14 protein-coding genes and 1 tRNA gene are annotated in these 18,055 nt (G+C 62.8%); 3 read left to right on the forward strand and 12 right to left on the reverse strand.

The features are described from left to right. Positions 1-6: 6 nt before the first annotated feature. The 3 genes from VMH34_10455 to ppx form a co-directional block, all read right to left on the reverse strand. Positions 7-1,224 (reverse strand): heme biosynthesis HemY N-terminal domain-containing protein, encoded by a 1,218-nt coding sequence (locus VMH34_10455; GenBank protein HTT09196.1) that lies wholly within the window; start codon positions 1,222-1,224, stop codon positions 7-9. After that, the gene (locus VMH34_10460; protein ID HTT09197.1) at positions 1,221-2,297 is read right to left on the reverse strand and encodes a uroporphyrinogen-III C-methyltransferase; all 1,077 of its coding nucleotides are present in this window, start codon (positions 2,295-2,297) and stop codon (positions 1,221-1,223) included. The genes VMH34_10455 and VMH34_10460 overlap by 4 nt, the downstream gene beginning before the upstream one ends. A 187-nt stretch (positions 2,298-2,484) precedes the next feature. Beyond that, positions 2,485-3,981, reverse strand: a complete 1,497-nt coding sequence (gene ppx / locus VMH34_10465) for an exopolyphosphatase (GenBank protein HTT09198.1) — start codon at positions 3,979-3,981, stop codon at positions 2,485-2,487. A 102-nt stretch (positions 3,982-4,083) separates the two neighbouring features. On the opposite strand from ppx, the gene VMH34_10470 reads away from it, so the two are divergent. Next, positions 4,084-4,503 carry a rhodanese-like domain-containing protein gene (locus VMH34_10470; GenBank protein ID HTT09199.1) on the forward strand — a complete coding sequence of 140 codons (420 nt, stop codon included), beginning with the start codon at positions 4,084-4,086 and terminating at the stop codon, positions 4,501-4,503. A 300-nt stretch (positions 4,504-4,803) separates the two neighbouring features. Here VMH34_10470 and VMH34_10475 read toward each other — a convergent pair. From VMH34_10475 to VMH34_10510, 8 genes are all read right to left on the reverse strand, one after another. Then, a tRNA-Arg gene (locus VMH34_10475) sits at positions 4,804-4,880 on the reverse strand. A 382-nt stretch (positions 4,881-5,262) separates the two neighbouring features. Next, complete coding sequence (locus VMH34_10480) at positions 5,263-6,000, reverse strand: HEAT repeat domain-containing protein (protein ID HTT09200.1); 738 nt, start codon at positions 5,998-6,000, stop codon at positions 5,263-5,265. A gap of 4 nt (positions 6,001-6,004) precedes the next feature. Next, positions 6,005-6,442, reverse strand: a complete 438-nt coding sequence (locus VMH34_10485) for a type IV pilin protein (protein HTT09201.1) — start codon at positions 6,440-6,442, stop codon at positions 6,005-6,007. Positions 6,443-6,553: 111 nt separating this feature from the next. After that, on the reverse strand, positions 6,554-12,607 hold the full coding sequence (locus VMH34_10490; protein ID HTT09202.1) for a hypothetical protein: 6,054 nt from the start codon (positions 12,605-12,607) through the stop codon (positions 6,554-6,556). A gap of 16 nt (positions 12,608-12,623) precedes the next feature. Next, positions 12,624-13,079, reverse strand: a complete 456-nt coding sequence (locus VMH34_10495; GenBank protein ID HTT09203.1) for a PilX N-terminal domain-containing pilus assembly protein — start codon at positions 13,077-13,079, stop codon at positions 12,624-12,626. A 20-nt stretch (positions 13,080-13,099) separates the two neighbouring features. Further along, a complete protein-coding gene (locus VMH34_10500) occupies positions 13,100-14,167 on the reverse strand; it encodes a PilW family protein (GenBank protein HTT09204.1) in 1,068 nt (355 codons plus the stop codon). Between the two features lie 17 nt (positions 14,168-14,184). Then, a complete protein-coding gene (gene pilV / locus VMH34_10505; GenBank protein ID HTT09205.1) occupies positions 14,185-14,643 on the reverse strand; it encodes a type IV pilus modification protein PilV in 459 nt (152 codons plus the stop codon). A 5-nt stretch (positions 14,644-14,648) separates the two neighbouring features. Next, entirely contained in the window at positions 14,649-15,113 is a 465-nt protein-coding gene (locus VMH34_10510; GenBank protein HTT09206.1) for a GspH/FimT family pseudopilin, read from the reverse strand. Between the two features lie 204 nt (positions 15,114-15,317). On the opposite strand from VMH34_10510, the gene VMH34_10515 reads away from it, so the two are divergent. Beyond that, positions 15,318-15,494, forward strand: coding sequence for a hypothetical protein (locus VMH34_10515; GenBank protein ID HTT09207.1), 177 nt, complete (start codon positions 15,318-15,320; stop codon positions 15,492-15,494). A 16-nt stretch (positions 15,495-15,510) separates the two neighbouring features. Continuing rightward, positions 15,511-16,383: a c-type cytochrome gene (locus VMH34_10520; protein ID HTT09208.1), complete on the forward strand. Its 873-nt coding sequence runs from the start codon at positions 15,511-15,513 to the stop codon at positions 16,381-16,383. Positions 16,384-16,549: 166 nt separating this feature from the next. Here the strand turns inward: VMH34_10520 and VMH34_10525 are convergent. Beyond that, a partial coding sequence (locus tag VMH34_10525; protein HTT09209.1) for a 3'-5' exonuclease occupies positions 16,550-18,055 on the reverse strand: 1,506 nt, incomplete at its 5' end.

Below are 18,055 nucleotides of genomic sequence, written 5' to 3' on the forward strand. Positions count from 1 at the left end.
AATGTCTTATGTCTTGACCGGCAGTCGCGCGGGCGTCGCGGGTGCAGTGGCCAGCTGCAGGCCGTGGCGGTGGGCACGCAGGGCGGCATCGCGTTCGCCCAGTTGTTCCAGGGTTTCGGCCAGCAGCCGGTGGGCCAGCGGCGTCGGTGCCTTTTCGATCAATTCTTCCAGATAGGAACGGGCCTTGCCCCACAGTCCGTTGCGAACGCACAGTTGTCCCAAAGCCAGCAACAAGTCCCCGTCTCCCGGGTGCTCCGTCAACCAGGCTTCGGCACGGCGCAACTGCTCGATGCCTTCACCGGCGTTGATCTCGCCGTACAGACTCACCAGTTCGCCGCGCCAGTCTTTCGCCAGCGCCTGCCGCACGACCTTCAAGGCGGCATCCGGTTTGCCGGCGGCAGCCAGCGCGCGCGCGTACCAGCCCATGAGCACCGGATTGCGGCGCTGATCGCGCGTCAATTTTTTCCAAACACCGGCCAGCGCCGGACCGGCGACGGCAATCCCGCTGTCGGCGTCCAGCAAGTGGCCGATGGCCTCGGCTTCCCATTGTTCCAGCTGCGCCCGCGGAATCTCGCGGTGCTTGCGCAGACGCTTGCACAGGGCCAGCACCTCGGCCCACTCACGCCGGGCGCGATGGTAAATCAATTGCAACTCAAGCGTCGGCCCGTGATTGTCATCGATCTCGCGCAAGCGATTCAGGGCCGCGTGCAGCGTCTTCCAGTCGCCGGCCTGCGCGGCCGCCTCGGCGCGGGTCATCCATACCGCCTGCGCCGCGGATTGCCCCTCCGCCTGCGCGAGCTTCAGGTAGCGTTCGCGGCGATCGCCGGCCTGCTGTGCCTGCGCCGCACGGGCGGCGCCCAGATAATGCAGCAGGGGATGCGCGCTGTGTGCCGCGCTGCGCGCCAGCATCTTTTCCGCCCGGGGCCATTCGCCGCTGGAGAGCGCCAGCAGGCCTTCGGACAGGGATTCCTGTGCGCGTTGCCGGCGGCGGTGCTGAAACCATTCGCGCAGGTTGCGCGGGGATTGCCACAAGCCGACACTCAAACGCAACAGAAAATACAGGACGATGATCGTGAGTACGACCAGCACCGCAAAAAACACCGCGCTGGTGCGCAGCACATGGCCGTGAAAGCCGACGATGACGAAACCGGTATCGGCGAGCAGGATGTGGCCGGAGATCACGGCCAGCAGCAGCACCCCCAGGCTGATCAGGAGGAACCTCATGGCGAGGGTGACGGTTCGTTGTTTTCCGGCGGTGGTGCGGTGGGCTGCCGGCTGCGATCCAGCAGGGCTTGCACCGCGGCGAGGGATTGATCCAGCGATGGCAGCGGCGGGGTCAACTCCGTCGCACTCATGGCGGTCAGCGTCTTCAGCAGGGCCCCGACATCGCTCGATTGGGTGTCGTAGTAGCGATTCAGCAAACGTTCGATGTGCGCCAGCGAGGCGCGCAGATTGGCGGCGTCAAACCGCAGCACTTGCAGACGCGCCGAGGCCAGTTCCAGGCGCAGGTTTTGTTGCAGCAGATAACGCTTGCCCGGATCGAAAACCACGTCATCCGGCACCGCCATGTCCTTCACGTCGACCAATTTGACCAGGTCGTGCCACATGCTCAGCAACACTTCACGCCAGCCCCCGGGAGGCACGGCCCTGGGCGGTGGAGCCGCACCGTTCTCGCGGCTGCCATCCCTGAGCGGCAGACTCTCCACGCGCTCGATCCAGTCCGCCAGCGTCAGTGCCATGCCGGACACATCGGGCATCTTCACCGCCTGCAACGCATCGCGATCGGCGATGATTCGCCGGCGCAGCGGTATGAATTCCGGATTGGACTGCGCGGCCAGCCGATCATCGGCGGCCGCCAGCGCGGCCAGCGCCGTGGGCGCATCGCGTTCGAGCAGCAGCCGTTGCGCGGCGACGGTCAGCAGGTAATGCACCTCCCGCAACACCCAGCCCTCGTTGTGCCGGGTTTGCTCCGAGAGTAAATGCGCCATGTCGTCAGCCAGCTTTTTCTGCTCATCCTGCGCGGTGGCGAGATCATTTTTTAACGCCTCCAGCTGTTGTTGCTGCGCCTGCATTTTCTGCCACTGTGTCTGCAGATTTTGCGCGGCCTCCGCGGCCTTCTGATCCTGGGAGGACAGCCGCGCCGCAAGACGCTGATAGACAACGCCACCCGCCGCCGCCAGCGCGACCAACAGCACCAGGCACAATCTGCCCGGCCACGATGCAGCCGCGCGTGCAGCCGTCACCGGTGGAGGCGATGCATTTGCAGGCGGCTGTTCGGCGGCGGCGTTTTCCGTCATAAAGGGCGAACTCTCCGTGCGGATTATACAGTCCCCGAAGCCAGCAAGTTCCACGGTGCAGGGATGCACCGCCATTTTCAATGGCCGGATAGCCATTGAAAATGAAGGAGGGCAAAAAACGCTTTTTTGCTTGTCCCGAGCTCTGGGAAATCCAGGATGGACTTATTCAGAGCTTGTAAAAAGAATTCTACTTGTATTTCAGTTTGATCTCAGCCGGGCGCAGGTATTCCGCCTCCTGTTCCAGATCGGCGAGCGTAAGCGGGTGGGTTTCCAGCCAGCCATCGGGAAAGCGCAGTTTCAACGTTTCGTCTTCCGCGGCCAGCTCCCATTTCGGCGGAGCCGTGTCGGTGCGGCTGCGCTGAAGGACCACGGCCAGGCGCAACACCGCGCACAGGCGCTTGAGATCACGGGTCTGGCGCTCGTCGAGACTCTGCAGCTCCGCGAGCGGAAACTTGCGGCGGTGCGCCCGCACCAGGAATGCCAGCCGTTCCTTTTCACCACGCGAGAATCCCGGCATGTCGAGATGCATCAGCAAATAACCGCCGTGCTTCTGATACTGGCTGTGCGAGACGGACAGACCGAGCTCATGCAGCCATGCCGCCCAGGACAGCAGCCGGCGGTATTCCTCGCTGTCCAGTTTCCACATGGCGGCGATTTGATCGAAAAACGCCAGGCAGACCTTGCGCACGCGCTTGGCCTGGCCCTCGTCGATTTGATAACGCGCACCCAGCGCGGTGACCGTGTTTTCCCGAACGTCGTGCTGGTGCAGGCGGCCGATGAGGTCGTGGATCAGGCCCTCGCGCAGCGCGCCGTCGGCCACCGTCATGGATTCCATGCCCATGGCCTCGAATACCGCGCTCAGGATGGCCGCGCCACCCACGAACACCGGCGCGCGCTCCTCGGACAGACCCTTGAGCCTGGTCTTGTGGATGTTGCCGGCCTCGATCATGGCGGCGATCAATTTCTGCAGCGCGTCGGCGGTGATGGTGTTTTTGCTCCAGCCGGCTTCGCGGACAATTTCCTGCACCGCCAGGATGGTGCCGGAGGCGCCGATCTCCGAGTCCCAGCCCAGACGGCGGTAAGTCGTGCTTACCGTCTCCAGTTCCTGCATCGCCGCCAGCCGCGCCCTGCGCATGGCCGTGTCGCTGATGTCGCCATCAGGGAAGAAGCGCTGACTCAGGCTGACGCAACCCATGTGCAGGCTCTCCATATACTGCGGCTCGAACCGGCGGCCGATGATGATCTCGGTGCTGCCGCCGCCGATGTCCACCACCAGGCGCCTTTTGCCGTCATCCTCCAGCGTATGCGCCACGCCCAGATAAATGAGCCGCGCCTCCTCGTGGCCGGAGATGATGTCGATGGGGTGACCCAGGGCTTCCTTGGCGCGGGCCAGGAAAATGGCGCTGTTGCGCGCCCGGCGCAGCGTATTGGTACCCACCGCCCGCACACAGCCCGCGGGGAGATCGCGCAGGCGCTGGCCGAAACGGCGCAGGCACTCCATGGCCCGCACCATGATTTCATCGCTCAGACGGCCGCGCTCGTCGAGTCCCCCCGCCAGCCGCACCATCTCGCGCAGCTTGTCCACCACCTTCAACCGCTCGCCCTGCACTTCGGCGATGATCATGTGGAAACTGTTCGAGCCCAGGTCGACGGCGGCGGCGGTTTCGGTCGCGGCATTGCCCATGGCCGGATTATATAGACTTTTGTTGACAGTCCAGGGTATGAGATGCGGAGGTTCGGACTACGGGACTATACTGCGGATTGGGCAAATTCTTGAGGAGACGTCATGTCTTTACCCGTCAGCCGCGTCAACCCGCAGGAGGCCCACACCCTGATGCAGCGAACGCCTGACGCGGTGTTGCTGGACGTGCGCAGCCGCGTGGAATTCGATTATGTCGGCCATCCCCCCGGCGCCCTGCACATCGCTTGGAAGGAATTTCCGGATTGGAGAGTCGATCCCGCCTTTGCCGAGCGCGTGTACGCCGCGATGAGGGCGCGCGGCATTGCCGATCCGCGGGCCACGCCCGTATTTGCGATCTGCCGCAGCGGTGGCCGCTCGATGGCGGCGGCGGAGGAACTGGCGCGCCATGGGTTCAAGACGCTCTACAACGTCGAAGAGGGTTTTGAAGGCGATCATGACGCCGCCGGCCACCGCAATACCGTCAACGGCTGGCGCGTGCGCGGCCTGCCTTGGGAGCAGACCTGAGAAACTTCCGTGAATAGTGAAAATTATTGCGGTACATGGACGTGTTGCCGTTTTCAATGGCGGTTGGCCATTGAAAATCGGAGGCCGGCAAAAATCACATTTTTTGCCGGCCGGGTTCTGGGAAGTCCGGGATGGACTTAACTCAGAACATCGAAGATGGCGCGCCCGGCGGGATTCGGCCGTTTTGTCTGGAACAAAACGGGGACGCCGGAGGCGACCCGCGGGGTGCGGGCCAGGGACGGGCCGCATCAACCCACGGTTGTCGCGAGCCGGCAAGGCGCTTTCGAAGTCACAAACAGATGGCGCGCCCGGCGGGATTCGAACCCACGACCTCAGGCTTCGGAGGCCTGCACTCTATCCAGCTGAGCTACGGGCGCTGACGATTACAGCGCTAGAGTAGCGCCCGAAGCTCCGGTCGTCCACCCGCTTAAAGCGGACACTTTCTTTCCTTGCGACCATGCCCAGCCGTAAATCCCTGTTCGTAGGGGGACTGATTCCCCTGCTTCTTGCAATCCTCGTAGTGTTCGCCCTCCCTGATCTTTTCCATGGGGTATTCCGATCCATCATCGTAGCCGTCAAACCAACAGCCGCATTGTGGACTGTCCGGTGCGGCAAGGGCGCCCGATCTGGTCATGAGGCCAAACACAACTATGACGGCGGCAGCCAGCCATCGTGACTTACTGGTAATGCTCTTCATAAGGCTTCCTCCAACATGCTCGTTGGGATGGGTGAACACGAGGCGACATATTCAGTGGATCCTCAGCGTGTCTGCGGGGCAGGCGCCATCAACTTTTGCGCGGTGGATTGCGGGCGTTTGTAGGCGGCGTCCAGCACTTCGGCAATGAGCTTGCTGCGTGCGGGCTCCTTGTCCTTGAAGGCGTCGCGGAGTTCAGCCAGGGTTTTCTTGGCGGGATCACTGCCCATCAGCCCCAATCCGGTGATGGCGCTCTGCGCCACGTAGGGATTGCTGCCCTCCGCGTATTTTCGCAGCAAAGGGATGTCATCGGGGTCGCCGTTGAAGCCGAGCGCCACCGCCACCTGCGCGCGGGTGAATTCGTGCCTGGCATCCTTCTGACTGCGGATGTATTCCTGATATTCACGCGTGTCGACGATCTTGATGCGGATGAGCGTGCTGGCCAGCGCGACCCGCGCCGGCGGCTTTTCAAGCAGATCCCATGAGAGTTCCGGATAGGCATCGCGCTTGCCGGCCCAGACATCATCGAGCAGATGCCACACGCCGCGGTGCCAGCGCATGTTATAGAGCGCATGTAGCGTGTTGGTCAGATAGCTGACGTTGCGTTCGGTCAGGGCCAGGCGCACATCCGCGAGGGATGCCCGCCCCGTCAGCAGGGCGATTCTCACCCGCTGTTGATCGGCGTGCGAGAGGGAACTCTTCGGCCCGGTTTGCGCCGCCGGCGGGGCGTCGGCCGCGGCGGTTTCCAGCGCGCCACCCAGGCTCATCAACAGGCCCAGCACCAACAGGAGGGCACGCGTCATGCGGCTATCTTCCCCAGCAGTCACTGGTGGTCGCGGCATCACCGGCGGGGGACAGGGCCCGGGACCCGGCCTGATTCAACGTAAAGCTGCCGCACTTGGGGTCGCTAAACCCATTGGGCGCGGCCTTGAGCGTGAAGGTCTGGTTCGAAGGACCGGTAATCGTCGCCGAGAGGGTGTAATAGTTGTTTTCGCTGTTCGAGACGTTGATGCCGCCGGCACCGATGACGTCCGTGTATTGGTTGTTGTCGGAATACCAGCGCTCCTCCCGCGCAGCCAGGTCAAGCAGCGCGGCCCGGCCTTCGGCACGCTTGCCCCTGAGCACGTACGCCGAGTAAGACGGCAGCGCAATCGCCGCGAGCAAGGCCACGATGGCTATGACGATCATCAGTTCTATGAGGGTAAATCCGTGCGACCGCTCTGAAAAAATCCATCTCGAGTTCATGTGTTGACTCCGCCTGTTCAGTTTGAGGAATTGCGAGCGTTCATTGTCGTCCCCGGCGCCGGAAAGTGGAATGGCCCGCCCGAAGACATGAATCGTGGGCGGGCTGATTCATCATTCCTCCTGATACCAATAGGTCCGGAAGCGGGGCAGGTCCAGCACCTTGCCGAGGTTCTGGGCGCCGCCACCCGTGCCGATCAGCAGTGTCACGCCGTTACCCGTGAAGATGGGCACCACCTCGGAGGGAATGCCCGTTCCGAGAATTTGCGACCGGTCGCCCAGGTCCGTACCGCCGGTGGTGCCGTTGAGGTTCCAGTTATAGTTCGCCGCCGTCGTGAGTATGTTGAAGTTATATGCCTGTCCGCTGCCGGCATTGGCCGAACAGGGATTGCCGGAATTGAATTGCGGCAGGTAGCTCGTGAACACCACGGTATTGGCGAGCGTCACAGGCGCCGACAGGCCCTTCTCGCCAGTGGCGGGGAAGACATAGAACCAGCCCAGCGACTGTTGAATGGTGGTGAGATCGGAGTCGGTCGGCGTGAATATCCGGTTGGTGATGTCGATCATGTTGGTTTCACTGATCGGGGTGCCACCGGTGACCGGATAATTGTCGGCCAGATGGTCGCTGTTGTTGTCGGCCATGAGTCCGGTGGTCGTATCGCGGAAGGCGTAGAACCGATCCGAGATATTGGTATCGAGCGGATGGCCACGGTTGCCGGTCGGGATCAGGACATAGTCGTATTCGCCGTTGACGGCGTTGGAATACAGGCTGTCCTTCACCTGCACCACCGACGGCGGGTAGAAGAACCGGCGTTGCTTGGAGAGGGTGGCCGGCGTGGAAACGGATGCCAGCAGACCGACGACGCTGTTGCCCGCCGGATTGGCGGCGCCCGGACTGACATCCTTGAGATCCACGCGCCAGAGCTGGCCGCCCGTGTCGCCCACGTACAGGCGATCCACCGCGCCGTCGCCGACGGTGTCCTCGGTGGCCACATCGGAGGGGATGGCATAGGTCATCTTGGGCACCACGATGGAAGCACCTGCGGAACCGCTGATCGACATGATCAGGGCGCCCGTGTCGGCGTTGACGATGTATATGGCGTTGCCATTGTTGGGATTCGGCATGGTCTGCCCCGTGGTGGGGTCAGGCTGCAGATTGCCGAAGCCGTTCTCAAGGGCGGCATCATAGCCGCCGGCGAAGATCAACACCGGTGTCTTGGACGTGACGCCGGCGGTGGTGGTGAGGATGTCCACCGATTGCGGCTTGGACCACGTCTCGGCGAGCCGGGGGAAGTTAGCGCTGCCGCCGTCGATGCGCCACAGGAATTTGGGCAGCACCTTGGTGTTGACGTTGGTCAGGGTGGAAGGCGGCGTGATGTCCAGGGCATAGATGTGGTTGCCGCCGCGGCGCATGGCGATGTAGACGATCACCTTGTCACCGGCACTGGGGTCGATGATGCCGTCGCCGTTGTTGTCGATTTCGCGCACGGTGGGCGTGTCGTCCAGCCCGTAGATGCGGTTGCCCTGTGCATCGGCGAACAGGGACTGCTGGTTGCCCAGCACCGCCTGCGGCATGAATGTCCAGTCCTCGGCGCCGGTCAGGCCGTTGAGCATGCGCAGGCCGCCCTCATTGGTGCCGACCAGCACCTTGTCGATGAAGTTGCCGGTGCCGGTGTCCTTGCCGTAGGTCACCACGATCGGGCTGCTGTGCAGGACGTCGTTGAAGGACCAGCGGGTGTCCGTGGTGCTGCCGTCGCCGTTTTCATCCTTCACGTCCTGGCCGAGCATCCACAACAACAGGCTGTTGCAGGTCGCGTCGTTGAGCGCGGGATTGGCGCAGGTGGCATTGCGGATCGGCTGCGCGCCGGCGACGTTGTAGTCCGACGCACTGGAGGTGATCCGGAAGCCGACTTGATCGAGCGGTGTGCCACTCGTCGGAGCCGTGCCGGAGTTCGTGGTCTCGGTGTAGATCACCCGTTGTGTGTAGTCGGTGAGCTCGCCGCCGGCGCCGCCTTCGACCGTGGACTGGCCGTTGCTTTCGACATAGGGCGTACTGCCGGTCCAGAGGTTCCGTGAAGTCGTCTTGAACAGCCCGTCCGTGCCGACCGCCTGATTGCCGTTGAGGTCAAGCACGTCGCCGAGCGTGCAACCGGTGGTCGGGTCGTCGCAGATTCTGTACTTCTTGACGTTGCCGTTCCACCGGACGTTCAGTTGCGGCGTGAACAGGCCGAAGTACACCTCGTTGCGCGAGAACAGGCGGTTGAAGGCGTTGGCAGCGAGCGAGGGCGCGACGAAGGAACTCTGCTGGGCCAGGATGTCGGCGAAGGTGGCCTTGAAGAACGCTGTCAGATCGGTGGCGGTGAAGGCGTTTGTGTACTGGGTGTTGGGGTCGCCGCCCGAAGCCTTCACCATGTCCTTGAGGAACCGGACTGAGGACGGATCCTGCGCCAGGGTGCAACTGGTTGCGGGCGACTGGACGGTGCCGGAACCACCGGTGACGGTGCCGGCCACGCAGCACTGCAGTTTGCCGCTGACAAAGGCCGGTGTATCGTTACAGAGGTTGAAGCCGACGCCGTAGAAATTATCCAGGCGCTGTGTGCCGGTGAGCGGAGAGAGGTCGTGGGTGTGCAGCCAGTTCACGAGTTCCCGTCCGCACTGCTCCCCCTGAATGATGGTATTGCCGGTGGTGGTGTCGCCGAGCGCGGCGTTGGTGCTTGTGCGGCAGGTGCTGCCCACCTGGCTCTGCACCAGGCTCAGGCCGTGATCGACTCCGTTTTCAGTGTCGTTATGGTTGGCGATGCCGTCCGTCAGGAACACGATGTGGTTGGTGGCGCAGGACAGATCGGAGGTGATCGGGCTGATGTAGGTCGGGCTTCCCGTGATATGTTCCCCGCTGCAGGTGCTGGAATTGATATTGGCATCCGTACAACCCGTCGGACGCACCAGCGTGCCCCCGGTCCACGAGGCCGAATTGCTGACGCGCGTGTTGGGCTGGCTGCTGCTGATGTGGCTGCGCTGCTTGCCCCAGACCACGGCCTGGCCGCGGAAATACTGCGAGGCCTCATACAGGGTGCTCACGATCGGCGTATAGCCGTCGGCCGAAAGGCCGTCGACCTCCTGCTTCAGGCGATCGCGGACCGTGGTAATCACCGGCGGCAGGACGCTGCCGCCCCACTGCACCTGGATCTGGAGGAGGGGCGCCTGGGCCGGCGACACGTCGGCGGACATCGGCTGGCGTTTGCCGGAGCCACCCGCGCCATTCGCGATGATGCTGAGGCTCTGGAATGGATTCCAAGTGGCCTGGTTGACGATCTCCTGAATGATGGTCTTGAGATCGGGACTTGTGGTATTGGAATCGCTTTCGCCCGACGACCAGTTGGGCTGCGAAGCCTGCGTGACCGAGGCCGCGGTGAGGGTGCGGTTCGAGATGTTGCCGTTGCTGGAACTGAACGCCGGCGAGTCGCCGATCAGCTCACCGTGATAGACGAGATCGCTGACCGTGCCGGTCTGACTCGAGTTGGAGGTGTAGATGATCTTGGCGGTCAGGATCGTGGTGTTGCGCGGAATGTTGACCTTCTCGAAGCGCATGCCTTCGGTGTGGCCCGATCTCAGGTTGAGGCTGCTGCTGTTGGTGGACACGGAATGGGTGCTGTCGGTCTCATCGGCGTCATCGGCGCTGAGCGAAATCTGGCGCGTTACGAAGGCGTTGATGCAGCCGCCGCCGGCGGGGATGCTGCTGGCGTCGTAGGTGACGTGCAGGATGGGCGCCTTCGACGGATCGGCGTCGGCGCTATAGAAGAAACGCGTGTCGCCAGTGGTGCCTATGCGGTGCACGAGGAAAGTCATGTGATTGTTGCCGCACCAGCCGCTCTGGTTGACGATTTCCTGCACCACGGTCTTGAGTTCCGGACTGGAGTAGGCCGTATTGGGGACCCAATCCGTCAGCCCCGAAGCCGGATTCCAAAGCGCGACCGACGCGGTTTTGGTCCGGCCGTTGATATTGTCGCTTGCGGTCGTAAAGGCCGCGCTGTCACTGGCGAGTTCCCCCCGGATGCTGATATTGGTCGCGGGGTTGGTGATGGTTTGCTTGGAGGCCGTGAATTCGATGGTGGCGCTGGTGATGGTCGCCCCCTGCGGGATGCCGACGTTGGTGAAGCGCAAACCCACCTTTTCGTTTTGATTGACGTCCCAGGGACCGGGCTCGAAAGTCACGTCCAGCACGGGATGGTTGGAGACGGTGCTGCCGGCGCCCGCCTCGGTATAAGCCGAACGGCTGGTCGGGCCGTCGTGGGTGGTCATGAACACCATGTCGCCGGCGGGGACGGGGACGGCATTGGGGAGAACGCCGATCAAGGCGCCGTCGTCATTGCCCTTGTCGCCGGTCATCGAGGTCTTGGTGGACTCCACCATCGTGTCCAGGGTGGTGTTTGCCAACGCATTTGTCGCGGTACCACTGGGAAAGTTGCTGATGGCGTATACCGAGGTATTGTCGGGGGTCGTTGCCCAGTTGGTGCCCGGTGGATTGATGGTGGCGACTTTAGTGCTGCCGCTATAATTGCCGATAGTCTTGGATTGTCCTTTGCCGGTACCGCTGGTGATGGTGATGGTCATGCCTGTGTAAAAGTTGTTTGTGCCAGATGCAGTTGTCGCCAGTTTGATCGTTGAAGATGAGCTACCACTTTGAGCAGTGCCGAAGATTGCAGTAGGCGGCGACCAGCCGTTGACAGCTGTGGCGGGAGGACCGGGCGGATTGGGACAGCCGCCGCTGCCGGAAGTACCGTCCGCGTAATTCAGGGAAAGGGCCGCACCGGGAGTAAAGATCATTACGCCGCTGCAGACGATTTCCTGCACGATGGGAGAAAGGTCGGGGGTGGTATAGGTCGTGCCGCTGTTCCAGTCCGGCATGTCCCAAGCCACCGAGGCGGTGGTTCCGGCCACGGCTGCGCGGTGCGAGATGTCCGAAGTGTTGCCCAGGACGAACGGCACCTTGCTGTTGATGGCGTATTGCGAGGTGGTGTCCGGCGTGGTCGTCCAGTTGGAGCTGACGGTGGCGACCTTGGTGCCGCCGTTGTAGGCGCTGATGGTGCGGACCTGCCCGGCGCCGGTGCCGCTGGTGATGGTGATGGTCGCGTTGTTGTAAAAGTTCGTGGTGGCTGATGAGCTTAAGGCCAGTTTGATCGTGCTGGAGGTGCTGCCGCTCTGGGCAGCGCCGGTGGTGTTCATGGCGTCGGTCTGGCCGAAGTAGTGGACGATGTTGTCACCGGAATCACTGCCCTTGGCCTTGTAGGTGATGTGCGCGTCCACGATGCGGGCGCCGCGGGGAATCGCCAGATCGGTGAACCGCAGTGCGTTGATCTGGCTGCTGTCGAAGTCGAGAGAGGTGCCGGTGTTGACACTGCCGGAACCCAGATCCTGCTCGCGAATGTCATTGCAGTTGTTGCTGTTGCCCCGGCAATCGTTGCTGTTGCTGCCGTTGATGACACCGTAATCATAGGCGGTCGCCGTCGATTGCCAGATCGTGCAGGTGTTGGCCGGCTCACCTGTGGCGTTGGCCTTGAAGATGTTGCTTGAAGACCCCGTGGATCCCACGAAAGACCCCAGCGGGTTGCTTACATTAGTCAGGCTGCCGAAGGGACAGGTCGTGCCGGTGTTGGTGATCAAATTACCCAAAACGAGGTTGGTGTCATTGAGTCGTACCGCGTTGATGGGATTGCTGGTGGTGTTGTCCAGATTTTCCTCGGCGTCGTCATTGACGGCGGTGATGCGCGTGTTGACGACATTCGCTGCGGCGCTGCCGCCGTTCTCGATGACGTTCGCGTCGGCATCGAGATCGGCGACGGGGAAGAGGATGGGACCGCCGACGTCGGTGAACCGCATCAGGCCGACATTGACGTTGCTCAGGTTGTCGAGCAGCGTCTTGACCGCGATCTGCATGTTCTGCATGCGCGACAGATTGGTCGTTGTCGAATCGAGGTCATCGACGGTGGTCGACATGCTGCCGGAGGTGTCGAGGATCAGCAGCACGTTCGGCTGCACCGTGCCGTTGCCACCGCCGGCGCTGCCCGTGTAAATCTCGACGTCGTCGGCGGCGGCGGGAAGAGCGGAGAGCGTCCCGACGAGAAGTGCCGCCGTCGTGCACAGCAGGCGCTGGGGGAATTTCGCGTTCATAGACAGTTCCTCAAGTTCATCTCTTGGCCACCTGATAGGCGCCCTCGTTGAGTACAGTGCCGGCGCCGCTCGTCGTGGTGCTGGTGGACGACAGGTTGAAGTAATAGAAGGCAAAACGGGACGCATCCCAGCCCGAACCGCGGGCAGGCGGGGTTTGCTGTACAAACACCGAGTTATAGGTGGTGCTGGCGTTGTACGTTCCGATCGTTTGCGGAGCGCTGGTGCACAATGCGGCCGTCGTGCAGGAGGTATTAAAAGAGTTGGAATCGGCCAGCGCCATGGACAGGCCCGATTCCGCCGTCTGGAAGGCACGGTTGATCTCCTGGACGTTGGCGGCCATGCGTTCCTCCATCGAATTCATGTTCATGGCGGTGACGGCGAGCAGCGTCATGACGGCCAGCAGGATCAGCGCAATAATCAACACCGCGCCCCGCTGGGCGCGCGGCAATGATCGGTGGGGCAGGGGCATCATCGTGCAGGCTCCTTGTGTGCTCAGTTCATCCGGTTTCGCAACTGGACGGTGGTGGTATACACGCGGCGCCGGTAGCGGTCGTTCATGGGGCCGTAAGTCCCGTTCAGCACCGTGTAAGTCTTGCCGTCGATGTCTATGCCGTAGGGTTGCGGAGTTCGGGCGACCAGCCCGATCTGCACGCTGACGACATTGGCCCAGTTGGTGACGGCGTCGGCCTGCTGGTAGACGTCGGCTATCTTGTCGCCGCTGGTGTCCTCGCCATACAGGATCTCCATGTGTTCTATGCCCTCCGCCAGCGGCGCGCCGGCGCCGCCGCCGACGGCGCGGCACAGATTGCGGGCGCCGGTGGCGTCGGCGGTGGTGTTGTCGCAATCGTCGTCGCCGATGTAATAGTGATATTCCCTGTAGCCGCCGCGGGACACCAGCGCGAAGGGGTCCTTGTAGGACTCGCACAGCGCCCCCGCCGCCGCGCTGCAGACGCCGTCATTGACCGCGGAACCGCCCGTGTGCTGGATCAGCATGGTGCCGGGATAGGCGCCGGGGGCGGTGACGCCGCTCACCGCGAAGATATCGGTGCTGACGCAGTCGGAAACGCCGATGACATCCCCCGCATTCACCACCTTGCTGGATGTGGGCGCGGTGACGCTCACAACGGCGTTTAAATCACCGCTCATGTCGGCATTCACATTCAGCATGTCGGTATCGAGATAGCGCACGGTGATGCCATCACCGCCGCCGGTCACGGCGGATGGCGCGGCGGCGGTCGTGGGATGCCACTTGCCGCCGGCCTCGGAACTCTCCCAACCTTCGATCACATTGACGAAATCATAGGCGGTGGCCGTGTGGTTATGCACCGCCGTACCGTCGTGCGAACAACCGACGTACCCGGCCAGGCGGATGTCGCGCGTCAGCATGTCCAGCGCGAAGCGGGCGTTCTCCTGCAACCTGCTCATTTCCTCCTGCTCGTTGTAGGAGCGTTTGTTGCCGACGAAGATGGAAACGGTGACCGCCATCAGGATCAGGGCGATGACGATCGACACCATGACCTCGATCAGCGTCAATCCCGCGCTGTGGCGCGGCAATGTCATTTCACTGCGGGAGAGGTTCATGGCTGGAAGGTGTAGTTGACGTTGTGTTGCTGGTTCTCGCGGTCGGTCCAGGAAAGGGTGACCGTGTACTGGCTGCCCGTTGTGGTGATGCTGCTCGTGCTGCCGGGCGGCAGGGCGAAATCCACCTCATTGTTCCAGCAGCCGAGATCGTTGGCGGCCGAGGCGGCCAGGGTGTAATCGCAGGCATTGCCACCTGCCGGCGTCTGGGCGGTGTAGTTGGAAACATAATTCGCGGCGTTTGCCCGGTTTATCCGCATGCGATCGATGATGTCATAAGCCAGCGTGCTGACCTGGCTGCGCAGGTAGGAATCATGGTTGTATCTCATGCCCTGGACGATCAAGGCCGCGATGCCGAGCATGCCGATGGCGAGCACCAGAACCGCGACCAGCACCTCGATCAGGGTGAATCCCGCCATCGACGCGGTCGTAATGGGGTGTTCCGGGCGGTGGTTCATGTCGTTTATGGGCACATGTACGAAGTGTTGGTGTGGGGCCGGCCGGTGCCGGATACGACCACCTGCCGGCCGTTCACGCCGGGGCGGTCATCGCAGATATTGAAATTGGCGGCGAAATCGATGAAGCCCGTCGATGCGTAATTCAACTGGGTATAGGGCCCGGCGGTTTCCGTGATGGTGGTGGTGCTGCAGGACAAATCCTCGGTGCGAAGCACGGTGCCGGCCGAGTTCTTGATATCCCATCCGCTGTTCCAGTCGCCGCCTTTCGCTTGAATCGTGACGGTGTTATGTTGCTTGACCGCCTCGATGCGCGCCAGCGCAAAACTCGACACCAGCTTGTTGGCGTAGGTGGTCAGGCAGTTGTTTTTGACGAACACCGTATAGCTCGGTATGGCAAGCATGACGAGAATGGAACCGATCAGGATCACGGCCATCAATTCAATAATGGAAAAACCGCACTGTGCGCGCATGCAGGAAGTGTAGCATCGCGACTTCGCATGTCATGGCCGTCCCGATAAGCGGTGGCAACGGACCGATGAGCGGTCGTCTTTTGACCGGACCCGGGCTGGATTTGTGACACAGTGCCGCTTTCCCGGCGTTTGTGTCTATAATTGAACGCCGCCGGATGCCAAATCCCGGCCATCAAAACCGAACAACCTTGGGAGAGTCTGCCGATGAGTAAGGAACAAGATGCCGTTTTCTTCCGCAACTTCGCGCTGGTGCTGGTCTTGTTGACGGTGTTCGGTTTTATTGCCGCGTTTCTGGGTCGAACGTTGGCCCCCCAGGCCGACAGGGGGCAAGGCCCCGCCGCACCAGCCGCTGCCGCGAGCTCCGGCGGCAGGCATGAGTAATATCGGGGAGTAATTCATGAGCAAGGAGCAGGACGCGGCTTTTTTCCGCACCCTGGCACTGGTGCTGATGTCGCTCGTCGTGTTCGCCGTGGCGGCGGCGTTCCTGGGCCGCTATTTGGGCTCGATGGCCGAGCGCGACACGGGTGACACCGTGGCGCAACGCATCGCGCCGGTGGGAGAGGTGAACACCGATCCCAACGCCAAATTGACCGCCGCCCTGCCGGTCGCCAGTCCCGCGACCGAGGTCGCGGCAGCTGCCGCGCCGGCGGCTACTGCTGCTGCGAGCGGCGATCCCGGCAAGCAGACCTACGACACCGTCTGTTTCGCCTGCCATGCCGCGGGCGTCATGAACGCACCCAAATTTGGCGATAAAGATTTGTGGGCGCCGCGCCTGGCCAAGGGCAGGGACACGCTCTACGAGCACGCGCTCAAGGGCTTCAACCTGATGCCCGCCAAGGGCGGCAACGCCGCCCTCTCTGATGATGTGGTCAAGGCCGCGGTGGACTACATGGCCAGCGCCGCGGGCGGCGAAGCCAGGGCGCCGGCAGCCGAACAAGCGCCGCCCGCCGCACCACCCGCGACGGCGGAAACAAAAGCCACCGCCGCAACGAATGAATCAGCCCCCGCGCCCGCCGCCGACAAGGGCAAACATATCTATGACACCGTTTGTTTCGCCTGCCACGCCGCGGGCGTCGCGGGAGCGCCCAAGTTCAGCGACAAGGCCGCCTGGGCACCGCGCATCGCGCAGGGCAAGGACACGCTTTACAAACACGCATTGGAGGGTTTCTTCGGCAAGAACGGCCTGATGCCGCCCAAGGGCGGTCGCGCCGACCTGCCGGACGAGGATATCAAGGCCGCCGTGGATTACATGGCCGGCGCCGCGCAATAATATCTGTGAGGCTCTGAATAAATCCATCCTGGACTTTTCAGAGTCGGGAAACAAAAAGCGTGGATTTTGTTTCCCCTCCGTTTTCCAGCAGTAACACGCCGCTGAAAAACGCCAGTACCTCCCTGTACCGGTATTCTCGAATTTTCCCCGCGCCTTCAGGACTTTTTCAGCAGATCCTAAGGTTGGCGTAGGCGGCCATCAGCCATTTGGTGCCGGCGCGTTCGAAGTTGACCTGCACGCGCGCGTGCGCGCCTTGTCCCTCCAGATTCAGGATCACGCCCTCGCCGAAGGTCGCGTGCGCCACCCGCCCGCCCAGGCGCAGGCCGCCGCCGGCGTCGTCGTCGCGCAATGATGGGTTGCGCGGCGTGCTGAGCTGACCGCTCATGCGCACCTCCTGCATCAGTTCCGCCGGCAGCTCGCGCAGGAAGCGCGACGGACGGGGGTAATAGTCCGAGCCGTGCAGGCGGCGGCTCTCGGCGCAGCTCAGGATCACGCGCTCGCGGGCGCGGGTGATGCCGACGTAACACAGCCGCCGTTCCTCCTCGATCTGGTTGGGGTCTTCGCTGGAGCGCTGGTGGGGAAACAGACCTTCCTCCATGCCGGCCAGAAACACCAGCGGAAATTCCAGGCCCTTGGCCGAATGCAGCGTCATCAACTGCACGCAATCCTCGTACTCGCCGGCCTGGCCTTCGCCGGCCTCCAGCGCCGCGTGGGCGAGAAAGGCCGCCAGCGGCGTCATGCCTTCCTCGATTTCGCCACCCTCGTATTCGCGCGCGGCGGTGACCAGTTCATCGAGGTTTTCAACCCGCTCTTCGCCGCGGCCGTCCTTGTCCTTGCGATAATGCTCCGGCAGGCGGCTTAAGCGGATGACCGCGTCCATCGTCTCGCCCAGCGGCAGGTCGGGCGTCTGCTGCTTCATCGTCAGGATGAGATCGAGGAAACCGCTGAGCGCGCCCAGCGCCCGGCCCGCCAGTTCCCGGTGCGCGAGCACGCGCTGCGCCGCCTTCCATAGCGAACCGTTTTCCTCGCGCGCGATCTGCCGCAGCGTGTCGAGGCTGCGCTCGCCGATGCCACGCGCAGGGAGGTTGACGACGCGCTCAAAGGCGGCGTCATCGTCGGGGGAAAACACCAGCCGGAGATAGGCCAGCGCGTCCTTGATCTCGGCGCGCTCGTAGAAGCGGAAGCCGCCGTAGACGCGATACGGCAACCCTGCCTGACGCAGCGCATCTTCGAACAAGCGCGACTGCGCGCTGGTGCGGTACAAAATGGCGCACTCGGCAAGTTTGCGGCCCCGCTCCTGCCAGAGTTCGATCTGCTCGATGCAAAAGCGCGCCTCCTCGCGATCATTGAAGGCGCTGTAGAGCTGGATCGGATCACCTTCGCCGCGCTCGGTCCACAGCTCCTTGCCCAGCCGCGCATTGTTGTGGCGGATGAGGGCGTTGGCCGCCGCCAGGATGGTGCCGGTGGAGCGGTAGTTCTGTTCCAGCCGGATCAAGCGGGTGTTCGGGAAATCCTTCTCCATGCGCTGCATGTTCTCCACGCGCGCGCCTCTCCAACTGTATATGGATTGGTCGTCATCACCGACTGCGAAGATGTTGCCGTGTTCGCCGACGATGTGGCGCAGCCAGGCATACTGGATGGCGTTGGTGTCCTGAAACTCGTCCACCAGCAC

The sequence above is a fragment of the Gammaproteobacteria bacterium genome (assembly GCA_035501935.1).
Classification (GTDB): Bacteria; Pseudomonadota; Gammaproteobacteria; order JAJPIJ01; family JAJPIJ01; genus JAJPIJ01.